Annotated in this window: 16 protein-coding genes; 12 read left to right on the top strand and 4 right to left on the bottom strand. The window is 54.4% G+C overall.

The annotated features are described in order from the left end of the window. The first annotated feature begins 43 nt into the window (after positions 1-43). Genes BFP70_RS11295 through BFP70_RS11285 form a run of 3 tightly spaced genes read left to right on the top strand, consistent with a single transcriptional unit; the run spans position 44 to position 3,197 of the window. Positions 44-757, top strand: coding sequence for a GntR family transcriptional regulator (locus BFP70_RS11295; protein ID WP_083217463.1), 714 nt, complete (start codon positions 44-46; stop codon positions 755-757). Between the two features lie 17 nt (positions 758-774). Beyond that, positions 775-1,800, top strand: a complete 1,026-nt coding sequence (locus BFP70_RS11290; RefSeq protein ID WP_255356678.1) for a histone deacetylase family protein — start codon at positions 775-777, stop codon at positions 1,798-1,800. Positions 1,801-1,817: 17 nt separating this feature from the next. Next, complete coding sequence (locus BFP70_RS11285) at positions 1,818-3,197, top strand: aspartate aminotransferase family protein (protein WP_066011663.1); 1,380 nt, start codon at positions 1,818-1,820, stop codon at positions 3,195-3,197. 77 nt (positions 3,198-3,274) lie between these two features. Here BFP70_RS11285 and BFP70_RS11280 read toward each other — a convergent pair whose 3' ends face one another. Together BFP70_RS11280 and BFP70_RS11275 are read right to left on the bottom strand one after the other, a co-directional pair. After that, positions 3,275-4,123: a fumarylacetoacetate hydrolase family protein gene (locus tag BFP70_RS11280; RefSeq protein WP_066011662.1), complete on the bottom strand. Its 849-nt coding sequence runs from the start codon at positions 4,121-4,123 to the stop codon at positions 3,275-3,277. Positions 4,124-4,200: 77 nt separating this feature from the next. Continuing rightward, the gene (locus tag BFP70_RS11275) at positions 4,201-5,085 is read right to left on the bottom strand and encodes a DUF805 domain-containing protein (RefSeq protein ID WP_066011661.1); all 885 of its coding nucleotides are present in this window, start codon (positions 5,083-5,085) and stop codon (positions 4,201-4,203) included. Positions 5,086-5,292: 207 nt separating this feature from the next. Between BFP70_RS11275 and BFP70_RS11270 the strand changes: the two genes are divergently transcribed. Further along, positions 5,293-6,204: a DMT family transporter gene (locus tag BFP70_RS11270; RefSeq protein ID WP_066011660.1), complete on the top strand. Its 912-nt coding sequence runs from the start codon at positions 5,293-5,295 to the stop codon at positions 6,202-6,204. A gap of 83 nt (positions 6,205-6,287) precedes the next feature. Then, the gene (locus BFP70_RS11265; RefSeq protein ID WP_176715551.1) at positions 6,288-7,292 is read left to right on the top strand and encodes an LLM class flavin-dependent oxidoreductase; all 1,005 of its coding nucleotides are present in this window, start codon (positions 6,288-6,290) and stop codon (positions 7,290-7,292) included. 23 nt (positions 7,293-7,315) lie between these two features. Here the strand turns inward: BFP70_RS11265 and BFP70_RS11260 are convergent, their stop codons facing one another. After that, positions 7,316-7,645 (bottom strand): iron-sulfur cluster assembly accessory protein, encoded by a 330-nt coding sequence (locus BFP70_RS11260; protein ID WP_066011760.1) that lies wholly within the window; start codon positions 7,643-7,645, stop codon positions 7,316-7,318. 103 nt (positions 7,646-7,748) lie between these two features. Between BFP70_RS11260 and BFP70_RS11255 the strand changes: the two genes are divergently transcribed. From BFP70_RS11255 to BFP70_RS11225, 7 genes are all read left to right on the top strand, one after another. Continuing rightward, positions 7,749-8,942 (top strand): deoxyguanosinetriphosphate triphosphohydrolase, encoded by a 1,194-nt coding sequence (locus BFP70_RS11255; protein ID WP_066011659.1) that lies wholly within the window; start codon positions 7,749-7,751, stop codon positions 8,940-8,942. A gap of 279 nt (positions 8,943-9,221) precedes the next feature. Next, entirely contained in the window at positions 9,222-9,722 is a 501-nt protein-coding gene (locus BFP70_RS11250) for a hypothetical protein (RefSeq protein ID WP_066011658.1), read from the top strand. Positions 9,723-9,881: 159 nt separating this feature from the next. Beyond that, positions 9,882-10,304: an OsmC family protein gene (locus tag BFP70_RS11245; protein ID WP_066011657.1), complete on the top strand. Its 423-nt coding sequence runs from the start codon at positions 9,882-9,884 to the stop codon at positions 10,302-10,304. A 381-nt stretch (positions 10,305-10,685) separates the two neighbouring features. Beyond that, positions 10,686-11,315 (top strand): ATP-dependent Clp protease proteolytic subunit, encoded by a 630-nt coding sequence (locus tag BFP70_RS11240; RefSeq protein WP_066011656.1) that lies wholly within the window; start codon positions 10,686-10,688, stop codon positions 11,313-11,315. Between the two features lie 134 nt (positions 11,316-11,449). Further along, the gene (gene clpX, locus BFP70_RS11235; protein WP_066011655.1) at positions 11,450-12,715 is read left to right on the top strand and encodes an ATP-dependent Clp protease ATP-binding subunit ClpX; all 1,266 of its coding nucleotides are present in this window, start codon (positions 11,450-11,452) and stop codon (positions 12,713-12,715) included. Positions 12,716-12,880: 165 nt separating this feature from the next. Next, a complete protein-coding gene (locus BFP70_RS11230; RefSeq protein WP_066011654.1) occupies positions 12,881-13,255 on the top strand; it encodes an NADH:ubiquinone oxidoreductase subunit NDUFA12 in 375 nt (124 codons plus the stop codon). 20 nt (positions 13,256-13,275) lie between these two features. Next, positions 13,276-13,644 carry a DUF2155 domain-containing protein gene (locus BFP70_RS11225; protein WP_066011759.1) on the top strand — a complete coding sequence of 123 codons (369 nt, stop codon included), beginning with the start codon at positions 13,276-13,278 and terminating at the stop codon, positions 13,642-13,644. Here BFP70_RS11225 and aat read toward each other — a convergent pair. Beyond that, positions 13,608-14,246: a leucyl/phenylalanyl-tRNA--protein transferase gene (gene aat / locus BFP70_RS11220; protein WP_066011653.1), complete on the bottom strand. Its 639-nt coding sequence runs from the start codon at positions 14,244-14,246 to the stop codon at positions 13,608-13,610. The two genes, BFP70_RS11225 and aat, sit on opposite strands and share 37 nt — an antisense overlap. Between the last annotated feature and the right edge of the window lie 56 nt (positions 14,247-14,302).

Raw genomic sequence — 14,302 nt, 5'->3', positions numbered from 1 at the left:
GGAGTTACGCTTCCTTATCGGAGCGCAAACATACGGATATTTGATGGATTACGCTGACATGGGCGGCAAAAGCCCTTCTCCCTTTCTTCCATTGACACGAGACGGCCTTGTGGACCGTGTCGCCAATTCCTTGGCCGAGGCGATTTTAAGTGGATCATTGCAGCCAGGGGATCGTCTGGCCGAGTCGACCATCGCCAAACAGATGGATTTGTCACGCGCGCCGGTGCGTGAGGCTTTGCGATTATTAGAAAGCTCTGGCCTTGTGGATTATAAGGCCAATCGCGGTTTCTTCGTGCATTCCTTGTCAGTGGAGGCCCTGGAACATCTGTATGAATTACGGATTGTAATCGAAACCGCATCTATCCGCCGTTTGATCGCAAGCAACCATCAAGAGGCAGTAAAGGCGCTGCGCGCGCAGCTTGATCACCTGCATGAACTGTCCAGCACAGGTGTAGAAATGGCACCTCATGTGGATGCAGACATGCAATTTCACCGGCTGATCTGTCACTATTCTGGCAATCCGCGGTTTTTGCAGGTCTTTGATACCACGGCGAATGAAATCAAACTAAGCGTGATTTATACCGGGCGCCTTTATGCCGATCCGGCGCTGATCGCGCAAACTCATGAGCCAATCTTTGACAAAATCGCACAAGGCGATGCGGAGGGTGCGGTCGCTGCAATGGAATACCACCTTAGCGATGCACGGCGCATCGTAACGGGGATGTTCCGTAAAAATCAGGAAAGTAAGCAGAAATGAAAGTGTTCTATTCCCCAATGTCGGCGGAGCACGATCCGGTGTTTCGCATCGTTCATGGCAAGATGCAGCGCAATGCCGAACAGGCAGAGCGCTGCCGCCTGTTGATGGCCGCCGTGACCAATCTGGGGCTGCCTGTCGAAGATCCCGGTGACATCCCGCGTGCAGCGATGTTGCGCGTGCACACTGAACGCCATTTGGATTTTTTGGAAAATGGCTGGGCCGAGTGGCAAACTCTGACCGATCCCGGAATTGAAATTGTGCCAAATCAGCATCCGGTGCAGGGGCTGAAATCCTATCCTCGGGGGATTGTGGGCCGGGCCGGCTGGCATATCGGCGATACCTCCATGCCGCTGGGCGAAGGGTCGTGGAAATCTGCGCTGGGGGCGGCGGCGGCGGCTTATCGGGCTGCGCAAGCGGTCAATGATGGCGAACGCGCGGTCTATGCGCTGTGTCGTCCACCTGGCCATCATGCAGATGTCGAAATCAGCGCGGGTCATTGCCTGATGAACAATGCCGCCATCGCAGTGGAAGAATTGCTGACCAAGCATAAAAAGGTCGCGACGCTGGATATTGATGTGCATCATGGCAATGGTACGCAGATGATCTTTTATGGTCGCGATGACGTGCTGACCTGTTCGATTCATGCCGATCCGGCGGAATATTACCCGTTCTTTGTGGGCTATGACCATGAAACGGGCGAGGGCAAAGGCGCGGGATATAATCTCAATTTGCCACTTGCCCCTTCCACTTCGGACGAAGGCTGGGTCGAAGCGATCAAAACGGCACTTGCACGTATCGCAGAATTCAAGCCTGATGCGCTTGTCGTCTGCCTTGGGCTGGACGCGCATGAGAATGATCCCCTCAAGGGGCTGAAAGTGACGTTTGACGGATTTGCCCAGGCCGGGCATTTGATTGCCCAGGCTGGCTATCCCACGGTCATGTGTCAAGAAGGCGGATATCTATCGCCTGATTTGACCACCTCGCTTGAAAGCTACCTGTCCGGATTTCTTGGCAAGGATGCCCTTGTCGAGCCTGCCAACTGATACATCGGAGATCTGAAGTGAATACCCGTCTCAACTCGCTGCACGAAACTGACATCGCCTATCAGGTGCACCCTTACACCAATGCCCGTGCGCATGAAGAGCAAGGTCCGATGATCATCACGAAGGGCGAAGGTGCCTATGTGTATGATTCAGAGGGTAAGAAATATCTGGAGGGTCTGGCAGGCCTGTGGTCCGTCGCTGTGGGCTTTTCAGAGCCGCGTCTGGTTGAAGCGGCCGCGAAACAAATGGCGGAGCTACCCTATATTCAGAACTTTGCCCATAAGGCGCATGAGCCAGGCATCTTGATGGCCGAAAAATTGGTGGAGATGACCCCAGATCACCTGAACAAGGTATTCTACACCAATTCGGGTTCCGAGGCGAATGACACCGTCGTCAAATTCGTCTGGTTCATGAACAACATGTTGGGCAAGCCGAAGAAAAAGAAATTTCTGGCGCGGAATAAGGGCTATCACGGGATCACCGTTGCCTCCGGGTCACTGACCGGCCTGCCGGGCAACCAGAAGGGATTTGACCTGCCTGCGATCCCCGTCGTTCACCTGACCTGTCCGCATCATTATCGCTGGGCCAATGAGGGTGAGACCGAGGCCGAATTCACCGCGCGCCTGTTGAAAGAATGCGAGGATACGATCTTGGCCGAAGGGCCTGAAACCATTGCTGCTTTCATCGGTGAACCGGTGATGGGTGCAGGCGGTGTTATGGTGCCGCCCGAAGGGTACTGGCCCGGGATCGAAGCGATCTGCCGTAAATATGATATTTTGCTGATCTCGGATGAGGTGATCAATGGCTTTGGTCGCACCGGCGCACCTTGGGGCTGTGAGCGGTTTGGCTTTACCCCCGATATTTTGGTGACCTCCAAGCAGCTGACCTCTAGCTATATGCCGCTGGCGGCAATCATGATGTCCGATAAGGTCTATCAGATCATTGCAGATTACACGGCAGAGCTGGGCACTTTGGGCCATGGCTTTACCGGTGGTGGTCATCCGGTCGCCTGTGCTGTCGGGCTTGAGAACCTGAATATCATCCAAGAGCGAGACTTAATGGGCAATGCCAAACGTCTGGAAGAGAAATTCCAAGGCGGGCTGCGCAAGTTTCTGGATCATCCGCTGGTGGGTGAGGTGCGCGGTGTGGGTCTGATCGCCGGTGTGGAGCTGGTACAAGACAAGGCCACCAAAAAGGGCTTTGATAAATATGCAGCCACCGCCAAGGCTGCGGTTTTCGCCGCAGATGAAGGTCTGATCGTGCGTAATGTATATGACACGATTGGGATCTGCCCGCCGATGATCATCACCGAAGCGCAGGTGGATGAGCTGTTGGAGAAACTGGGCAAAGCCCTGGATCGCACGTTGGAATGGTGCAAATCCGAAGGTCTGGTCTAAGCGTCCCGACAGGCGCACACCACACGGGCCGGGGCATATCGCGCCCCGGCCCGTTTCTTATTCCGCTTGCCGTAGCGTCAGTTTGTGGCGTCAATGCACAGGTGGGTTTGTGTTCCGAGCCCGTCAATCCCAAGGGCGACGGTATCGCCGACCTGAAGATAGGTCTGCGGCGTCATCCCCATGCCAACGCCGGGGGGGGTGCCGGTCAAGATCACATCGCCGGGGTCCAGGGTCATGAATTGCGATAGATAGCCGACAACATGTTCCACCCCATACACCATTGTCTTGGTTGAGCCATCCTGACGCCGCGTGTCATTGACATCCAGATACATCGACAGGTCTTGCGGGTCTGGCACCTCATCCGCTGTGACCATCCACGGCCCAAGGGGGCAGAATGTGTCATGGCTTTTGCCCTTAACCCATTGGCCACAGCGCTCTGCCTGAAAGTTGCGCTCTGAGATGTCATTGGCGAGAACATAGCCCGCAACATGGTCCATCGCCTGACCCGCGGGCACATATTTCGCGCGGGTGCCGATGACGATGCCCAGCTCGACCTCCCAATCGGTTTTTTCTGAACCTTGCGGGATTTCTGTTGGGTCATTTGGCCCGCAGATCGCTGAGGTAGCCTTCATGAAGATCACTGGCTCTGCAGGCACTTCCATTCCCGATTCCGCCGCGTGATCGGCGTAATTCAATCCGATGCAAATAACCTTGCCAATTTTTGCAACGGGGGCACCCAGCCGCGTATCAGCGGGCAGGGCGGGCAAGGTCGCGGGATCAAGCGCGGCGATTTTGGCCAAACTGATTGCGGCCAACTGCGTCCCATCAATGTCGTGGATATGGGCTGACAGATCGCGCAGCGTGCCATCTGCATCAACCATGCCGGGCTTTTCAGCGCCAGCCTCTCCGTGGCGGATCAGTTTCATCTTATCCCTCCCTATGCGTGATGGCGCGCACTGTGCCATTGCCTTTTCCCAAAGGGCAAGGGGCGGTGAGTCACATCTTACCCATAAGTGTTGGGACGGTTTTGACCCGGCAATAGCGTAAAGATCAAAATCACGAGCGCCAACACCGCTGACATTACAGAGCAGACCGCAGCGCCTGCCAATTTTTCCAGCACAGTCGCCATGCTGGGTTCAGTCATCGGGGTGATTGTGCCGTATTCCGCCATGGTCGCTGCCGCGAGCTCATAGGCATAAAACCCGACCAGGCAGATCGTCACCAATTGCAGCAGGAATTGGAAAGCGATGATATGACCTGAACGCCCGGTATCATGTAAACGACGGATCGACAGGGTCGCGCCGGCAATGAAATTGATCAGTGATATAGCGCCATAAGCGATCATGACGCCCCACCACAGGCTGGAAGCGGTGGCATCCATTGCGGATCCGGCGAGGTCGGCAGGCGACAAAAGGGTTTTTAGCCCAAGGCTGAACACAAGTTGTTGTGCCGCCACGGCAAGCATGAAGAACCAGAACTCGGACCGGCTGGCGCGGCCGCAGCGCTGAAACATCTTGCGATAGCCATGGGCGATGGCGCGCAGAGGGCCGCAAAAGGGGGCAGCGCCGGTAGAAGCCACGGATTCGGCCCGGATCGACGCGGATGCGCCTGTATTATGTTGAACGCGGGTAATGAAATCATTGCGCCCGTGGTTCCTTGGCTGTGGATCGAATGTCTGAAACTGATCTGCCGGATCCATTGGCACGGAATCTTGCGACGCGGTGTCAAAGTGGAAATGCGCGCAAGCAGGTTGCCAATCGGGCAGGTCTGCGTGCCAAAGGTAGGTTTCCGAGCTGATACTGCCCGATCCGATCATTTTGACCAAAACCTGTTCAGTGATGGGCCCTTGTGGGGCAGTGCCGTCCAGATAAAACCAGTACCGAGCCATTACTTTTCCTTTGCCACCACAGGGCTTACACATACTTCCCGTCACGCCGAACACAGATTGGCAGGTAGGGATTACCATTGATCACTTCGATGTGATCGGCAAAAGCGGCCAAAATGGGGAAAGCGTGGGCCGCTCCGGTGACGGGCTTGCGTTTGCCTAAAAATTCGACACAGTCGGCGGGCCGAATTTAATTAAAGCGAGCCCTCCATGCCCCGTCCATTAACATCTGCCGGCAAGACACAGATTCTTTTGCTGGTGTGTCTGTGCTTGCCGCCGCTGTTTTGGGCGGGAAATTTTATCGTTGGGCGCGGGGCACGGGGCGATATCCCCGGTATCGTGCTGGCCTGGGGGCGTTGGGTGATTGCCTTTGCCGTTTTGTTGCCCTTTGCTGCGGGGGCGATCCGGCGCGATATACCGATTTATCGGGATAATCTGAAAGCGTTCATCGGTATCGGATTGACCAGCGTAACCCTATTTAACACATTGATTTACATAGGTTTGCAATCAACCCAAGCAACCAATGGGATGTTGCTGAATTCGACCATTCCGGTGTTGATCTTGTTGATTGGGGTGGTGTTTTACAGGCGTCGTTTGGTGCTGGCACAGGTGCTGGGGCTGTGCCTATCACTGTGTGGGGTGGCGGTTGTCATTTTGCGCGGTGACCTGGATCGGCTGTTGGGACTGCAATTCGCGCCGGGTGATTTGTTGATCTTTTTGGCGATGGTGTGTTGGTCGTTTTATACCATGTGGCTGACGGATTTTCCCGCGCAGGCCAGCCGCGTTGGTCTGCTATGTATCCATGCCGGGCTGACGGTGGTGATCCTTGCGCCATTTGCCGCGTGGGCGGTGCTGAACGGGGCGCAGGTTCATGCCACACCGCAGGCGTTGATCGCATTGGCTTATGTTGGGGTCGTGCCGTCGATCGGGGCGTTTTTGCTATATGCGAAAGGGGTCGCTTTGGCTGGGCCGTCGACGGCATCCCTGTTTGTGCATTTGATACCAGTCTATGGTGCGGTGCTATCGGTTGTCTTTCTGGGTGAGCAGCTCCACTTGTATCATGCCATTGGCTTTACAGCGATTTTGGGCGGGATTGTCGTAGCGGGCAAACCCAGCCGTTGAGCGCAGGTCCATTGGCGCGATTTTTTCACACCGCCCCTTTTCGACCGCCATCATGATGGCCAAGTTAAGGAGCTGGAGGCACCATGACCATACCATATTCTATTTTGGATCTTGCACCGATTGCCGCAGGCAGCACGCCGCGCGATGCGCTGATGAATTCCACCGATCTGGCCATTGAGGCAGAGTCACTGGGCTATGCGCGTTATTGGTTGGCTGAACATCATAATTCGCGAGGGATTGCGTCGGCGGCAACTGCAGTGGTGATTGGCCATATCGCGCAGGCCACGCAAAAGATCCGTGTCGGCTCGGGCGGTATAATGCTGCCCAATCACGCGCCACTGCAGGTTGCAGAGGCGTTTGGCACGCTGGCCACATTGCATGGGGACCGGATTGATCTGGGGTTGGGCCGTGCGCCGGGCACCGATCAGCGCACGATGCAGGCCCTGCGGCGCGGGATGAACGGGGCAGATCGTTTCCCGGAAGATGTGATTGAATTGCTGGGCTTCTTGCAAGAGCCGCAAAAGGATCAGCCGGTTATCGCGATGCCCGGCGCAGGCACCAATGTGCCGGTATGGATGTTGGGATCATCGCTGTATGGTGCACAGCTGGCCGCGCATTTGGGGCTGCCCTATGCGTTTGCGTCGCATTTTGCGCCAGATGCGCTGGAACAGGCGCTGGAGGTGTATCGCAACAGTTTCACCCCAGGTGTGACGGATCGCCCGCGCTTTATGCTGGCGCTGAACCTGTTTGCTGCCGAAACGGATGAAGAGGCGCATCTGCTGCGATCATCGATGTTGATGGGTTTTGTGCATCTGCGGCGTGGACAGCCCGGCCCACTGCCTGCTCCGGTTGAGAATCTGGCAGAACATGCAGAGGCGCATGAGTTGGTGCAATCACGCCATGCGTTGCGTATGGCCGCCGTTGGCAGCCCCACGACGGTCGAGCGTCAGCTAGGTGATTATATTGCGAAATACCGCCCCGATGAGGTGATCTTGACCGGGCAAATCCACGACCCGGCAGCGCGCAAACGTTCGTTTCAGATTGGTGCGCAGGCAATGGGACGTATCAACGCGCGGCTGGCGGCTTAATGCCGCCGCCGCGCATCGCAGTGTTACATGGAAAAGGAAACCCCACAGCCACAGCTTGATGCGGCATTGGGGTTTTCGATCACGAACCGTGCGCCGATCAGCTCATCCGTGAAATCAATTACTGCATTTTCTAAAAATGGCAGCGATACGGCATCGATCAACACACGCTGACCACGGCCTTCCAAGACGATGTCATCTTCTGCCGAAGTTTCCTCCAGCTTGATATCATATTGAAAACCCGAGCATCCGCCGCCCTCGACGGCGATGCGCAGGGCACGCGGCGTCTGAGCATCTTCGTTGATCTCTGCCAGCCGTGCGAAGGCGCGTTCAGTCACTGTTGGCGGAAGTTGCAACATTTTCACCCGCTTTCTGGCCATTTGGCCTGTATTTCTTAGACAATACCGATATAGGCCCGATATAAGAACACGAAAGAGCCGCGACAAGACGAGGACGCCTTTGCTCAAACCTTATGCCTGCCAGCCCGACCAATCGCGCGGCCGCCTATTCCCCGAAAGTTATTCCACCTTTCGCACGGATTTTCAACGGGATCGCGACCGGATCATCCATTCCTCTGCATTTCGGCGGTTGAAGCATAAAACACAGGTTTTTGTAGAGCATGAGGGCGATTATTATCGCACCCGGCTGACGCATACCATTGAGGTGGCGCAGGTCGCGCGGACTATTGCTGCGACATTGGGGTTGAACACAGATCTGGCAGAGGCGGTGGCACTGGCGCATGATTTGGGGCATCCGCCCTTTGGCCATACCGGTGAAGACGCGCTGCATGAGCTGATGGAACCCTATGGGGGGTTTGACCATAACGCGCAGGCGCTGCGGATCGTCACACGGTTGGAAAAACATTACGCTGACTTTGATGGTCTGAACCTGACATGGGAAACATTGGAAGGGATTGCCAAGCACAACGGTCCGGTGATTTCAAACCGTGGTGGCAGCCATACGGTCACTGATCGCAAGGAGCTGCCCTATGCGTTAGAGGGAGTCGACGCCATGTGGGATCTGGAGCTGGAAACCAATGCCAGCGCCGAGGCGCAGGTGGCGGCTGTAGCCGATGACTGCGCCTATAATCACCATGATTTGCATGATGGTTTGCGCGCCGGCCTATTCACAGAAGATGATTTATGCGAGCTGCCGGTGATCCAGGATTGCTTCGCCGAGGTGGATAAACTGTATCCCGGGTTGGATCCCATGCGCCGCCGCCACGAGGCGCTGCGCAGGGTTTTTGGCTGCATGGTCGAAGATGTGATTGCGGTGGCGCAAAACCGTTTAACATCGCTGAACCCGCAATCGGTTGACGATATCCGGCTAATGGATGGGCCGATCATCCGCTTTTCAAAGCCGCTCTATCAAAACCTGAAGGCGATCAAAGGGTTCTTGTTTCAAAAGATGTATCGGGCGCCGACAGTTCTGGTGGAACGCAAGCGTGTGACCAAAATGATCAATGGCTTGTTTCCACTATTCATTGACCGCCCACATCTGCTGCCTGCTGATTGGCAAGACGATGTTTCCAAAGCCCAGGCCAGTGCAAACCCTAGGACAGAGCTGGCACGTGTGGTTTTAGATTATGTCGCGGGTATGACGGATCGCTTCGCGATTCAGGAATATCACAGGTTGGTGGATCCGAACCTTTGAGTTCATATAAAACAATATAAAAACAATTTGTTATAGTGTTTTTAGCATGGGGGGCTTCGGCCCCCTTTTTAATGCGCTCAACAGGTCCACGAAAAAGGTTCCAGAAAAGTTTCAAATTAATATGTGCATATATAAACATTGAGCGGATAAAAACTCATGTTTTCAATCTGGGGGCACAGGTCTAAATGTAATTCATCGACGAACGAAACGGGTGTTCGCCAAGGGAAACGAAACTGGCCCACACCCACTGGCACAAAAAATTAGATTGGGAGATCTATCATGAAAACCGCATTTATCGCACTTGCAGCCGCTTCCGTTTTTGCCGCTGGCACAGCTTCGGCACAATCTTTCTCGGCTGCTCAGCTGCAGCTGGCCACACAAGCCGGAGTTGAAGCAGGCACCTATTCGGTGGCTCAGCTGCATTCGATCATCGACGCTCAGCGCGACAACAATGAAACCGCTAGCGTTGCAAATGTGAAAACATCCTTCAGCGCAGCGAAATCGGGCGCCGTTCCGGCAAATGCTCAGCTGTCTTCGGCTGCTGAAGTGCCTGTTGGTTCGATCACCGCAGGTCAGGCAAATTACCTGGCAGAAGCACTGCGTGACCCGAATGCTGGCGACGCAGAATTGGTGAAGGCATCCCTGACCCGCAAAAGCGGTTCTGAAATCGACAATGCTGGTTGGGCGCAGCTTGCAGCACAAGCCGGTGTCGGCCCGAACGCGACCAAATCCGAAGTGATTGCTGCACTGACCGCACAGAAAACCGCACGCGAAGAATAATTCGCTTAGATCGGCCTTTGGCAGATCACGTGACGCCCGCATCTGATGATGCGGGCGTTTTCATTTGGTGAATTTCTTTTGCACAGAGGGGCTGTGGCAGGAACATCCCCTGTCCGGCCCGCGTTATATGTTGAACGAAGATAAAAGCAGGAGGACGCTATGATCGTCAAAAAAGGTTCCGCACATTGGGAAGGCCCTATTAAAGAGGGAAAAGCCACCGTTTCAACCGGTTCTAAGGCGCTTGACGCGCAGCCTTATGGGTTCAATACCCGGTTTGAGGATAAGCCCGGCACCAATCCGGAGGAGCTGATCGCGGCGGCGCATGCGTCATGTTTCTCGATGGCGTTGTCTCTACAGCTGACCGATGCGGGTATTACGGATGTTGTGATCGACACCGAAGCTAAAGTGTCAATGGACAAGGATGGGGACGGGTTCGCAGTGAAATCGTCGCAGCTGATTACAAAAGTTTCTGCGACGGGCGATGCCGAGAAGATTAAGGAATGTGCCGAGGGCGCAAAAGCCGGCTGCCCAATCTCCAAATTGTTGAACTGCGATATTTCACTGGATCTGACGATCGCTTAACCGATGGAATCACGCAGTTAACTGCGCCGCACGCGTAGGCTTTCTGTTATGTCAGGCGTGACACAAGTGCCCCTGCAGTGATCTGCGGGGGCGTTTGTCGTTTTGCGCCACGTTCCGAGGCCTCCAGCTGATGGCGGTAAGCGGGAGATTTTTTGCAAAGTGGAACAGATCTGTGACGGCACGACGCGTGTATGTCGCTTGACGTATCGATGGCGAGCCGTGTTTAGCGTGTAATTTGCGCCGAGTCAGTGACTTTTCCGAGATAATCTGATCGCCTGCGTCTTGCTGCCCTTGAAGACCGGGGGGCGCGACAATAAGACTCTGGTAAGCATCTTCGGTTTATTCACGTTTCGTGACTGATAAAGAAAAAGGGCAGGGCCAATGAAAGATCCGATGGACCTCTACATGAATACGCTGGTTCCTATGGTGGTCGAACAGACCTCTCGTGGGGAGCGCGCATTCGATATTTATTCGCGCCTGCTAAAGGAACGTATCATTTTCCTGTCTGGCCCCGTGCATGACGGCATGTCGACCCTGATTTGCGCGCAGCTTTTGTTCCTTGAGGCGGAAAACCCGTCAAAAGAAATTGCTATGTATATCAATAGCCCAGGCGGTGTTGTGACCTCTGGCCTGTCGATTTACGACACGATGCAATATATCAAACCTAAAGTATCGACTCTGGTGATTGGCCAGGCGGCGTCCATGGGATCGCTGTTGCTGCAAGCCGGTGAAAAAGACATGCGCTTTTCATTGCCCAACAGCCGTGTGATGGTGCACCAGCCTTCTGGCGGGTATCAGGGTCAGGCAACCGACATCATGATTCACGCGCAAGAGACGGCAAAATTGAAGCGTCGCCTGAATGAAATTTACGTAAAACATACAGGTAACGACTACGATACTGTTGAAGCTGCGCTGGAGCGTGACAACTTTATGTCGGCGGAAGAGGCAAAAAATTGGGGTCTTATCGACGAGATCCTAGAGAATCGCGGCAAGGCCGAAGACAACAAGTGACGATCATCCCTTAACCGGGGGATGAATTTGACATTGGCATGACGGTTGGGCTGGCCTAGACTTCGGTGAAAGGCCGGCTTGATCGACATACCGGCAGGGGTGGATGACATCCCAGCAGCAGCGCAGAGGTAGAGATGGCGAATAATTCAGGCTCCGACAGCAAGAACACGCTTTATTGCTCGTTCTGTGGCAAGAGCCAGCACGAGGTCCGCAAGCTTATTGCAGGGCCAACGGTGTTCATCTGCGACGAATGTGTCGAGCTGTGCATGGACATCATTCGTGAAGAGACGAAATCGGCCGGGTTGAAAAGCTCTGAAGGGGTTCCGACACCCCGCGATATTTGTAAAGTCCTTGATGATTATGTGATTGGTCAGGAACACGCCAAACGTGTTCTGTCGGTCGCGGTTCACAACCATTACAAACGTCTGAACCACGGTACGAAGCAAGATATCGAACTGGCAAAATCCAACATCATGCTGATTGGTCCAACTGGTTGCGGTAAGACGCTTCTGGCACAAACCTTGGCGCGTATTTTGGATGTGCCGTTCACAATGGCAGATGCGACCACATTGACCGAAGCCGGTTATGTGGGGGAAGATGTTGAAAATATCATCCTGAAATTGCTTCAGGCGTCGGAATACAATGTTGAGCGTGCGCAGCGCGGTATCGTTTATATCGATGAAGTCGATAAGATTACGCGTAAGTCTGACAATCCGTCGATTACGCGCGATGTATCGGGCGAGGGCGTGCAGCAGGCCTTGCTGAAGATCATGGAAGGCACTGTGGCGTCAGTTCCCCCTCAAGGTGGGCGCAAACATCCTCAGCAAGAGTTCTTGCAGGTCGATACAACGAATATCCTGTTTATCTGCGGCGGTGCGTTCGCAGGTCTTGACCGGATCATTGCTGCGCGTGGCAAGGGCTCTGCTATGGGCTTTGGCGCCGAGGTGAAGAACAATGACGATCGCGGTGTTGGTGAACTGTTCAAAGAGCTGGAGCCAGAAGACCTTCTGAAATTCGGGCTTATTCCGGAATTTGTCGGCCGTTTGCCGGTGATTGCGACGTTAACCGACCTGGACGAAGACGCGCTTGTCATTATTCTGACGCAACCCAAAAACGCCTTGGTCAAACAGTACCAACGCCTGTTTGAGATTGAAGGCGTTACGCTGAGCTTCACAGACGATGCGCTGATGGCGATTGCAAAACGGGCGATTGAACGCAAGACGGGTGCGCGCGGCTTGCGGTCCATCTTGGAAGATATCTTGCTGGATACGATGTTTGAGCTTCCGGGTATGGAAGGTGTTGAAGAGATCGTGGTCAATCAAGAAGCGGTCGAATCGGCGGACGCCAAGCCGTTAATTATCTATGCAGACCAAAAGAAAGAGCCGAAAACCGCAGGATAATCGGTCCTGATCACAGTATATGACGCCTGTCGGAGATTTCTTCGGCAGGCGTTGTCATGTGTTAATCTTCGATATGTAAAGCTGTCGTATCAATGGGTTCAAACGGCCACTGGACCTTACCGCCTGCTGCGGTATAAGGGGACAGATAGCGCGCGGAGGTAGCACATGAAAACCCTGCTTCAGATTTTGACCTGGTGGAATGGTCAGACCCTTGGAACCCGTTTCTGGACATCGCGCAACGGCGTGAAAGTCGGTAGCGATGAACAAGGTAATATTTTTTACCAAACCAAAGATACGAAACGCCGTTGGGTTATTTATAACGGGGAATCGCAGGCAAGCCGGGTGACACCTGATTGGCATGGCTGGCTTCATCACACCTATGATGAGCCGCCGACCACTGCACCGATGGCTCATAAGTCTTGGGAAAAACCGCATGAAGAAAACCTGACTGGCACGCCAGCGGCATATGTCCCGGCGGGATCGTTGCACCGTGCGCAGCCGGTTGCGCGCAGTGATTACGAGGCCTGGCAGCCAGAGTGAAACCAATGCGCTGTGCTGCGATGATTGCATCAATTGTGATGCTGTGCACCCCGGGCTGGGCGCAGGACGTCCCGGCGAACGCGCCATCGGGTTTGGCTGAATCCTCTGGCGCGCTTTTGCGTGGTCTGGATAAGGTGACCGGAGTTGCATCAAATATCGACCTAGCGGTTGGTCAAACGGTTCAATACGGGTTCATTACCGTTACGTTGCAAGAATGCCGGTATCCCGCCAATGACCCGTCATCAAACGCATATGCACGGGTCATGATCGCCGATAAAGGTGCCACACAGCCGGCCTTTTCGGGGTGGATGATGGCAGATAGCCCGGCACTATCTGCATTGGATCATCCGCGCTATGATGTTTGGGTCATGCGCTGTAATACGGATTGAGGGTCATCTTCGATACGTTTTGTAAAGCTGGCATGGGTGTGCAGGGCCTGCGATAGCCGTATCTGATAGTCTTTACGCGAAATTTCAATACCTCCCAGACTGGCCAGATGGGAGGTTAAATATTGCGTATCAAACAATTTAAAGCCGTTTTGACGCAGGCGATCCACCGCATAAGCGAGTGCGATTTTTGAGGCATTGGGCACGCGAGAAAACATGCTTTCACCAAAGAACGCCCCACCCAACGTTACGCCGAACACGCCGCCAACCAATTTTGCGCCGTTCCAGACCTCTAGCGAATGCGCATGATCGGCCGCATGCAAATCGTCATATAAAGCGAATAGCGCATCATTAATCCAGGTTTCGTCCCGCGCAGCGCAGCCTTCTACAGTTGCGCGGAAATCCGTGTTCACGCGGATTTGGTAGCGCGCTTTGCGCAGCTCTTTCGCAAGTGAGCGAGATAGCCGAAATCCGTTCAGTGGAATGATCCCACGGAGCTTTGGTTCAAACCAATACAGCGTGTCGTCATCCCGACTTTCAGCCATTGGAAAAATGCCACGCGCATAGCCTGTCAGCAGGGCCTGGGCGGTCAGACGGTCTGTCATTCCATTATCCGTTCGTCGTTAATCGCTTCGCAAGCTCATCGGGTTAACCTTGCTGT

This window comes from Thioclava sp. SK-1 (assembly GCF_001705665.1).
Classification (GTDB): domain Bacteria; phylum Pseudomonadota; class Alphaproteobacteria; order Rhodobacterales; family Rhodobacteraceae; genus Thioclava.
Note: the sequence above shows the minus strand (reverse complement) of the source record. Positions and strands in the feature narration are given on the sequence as shown.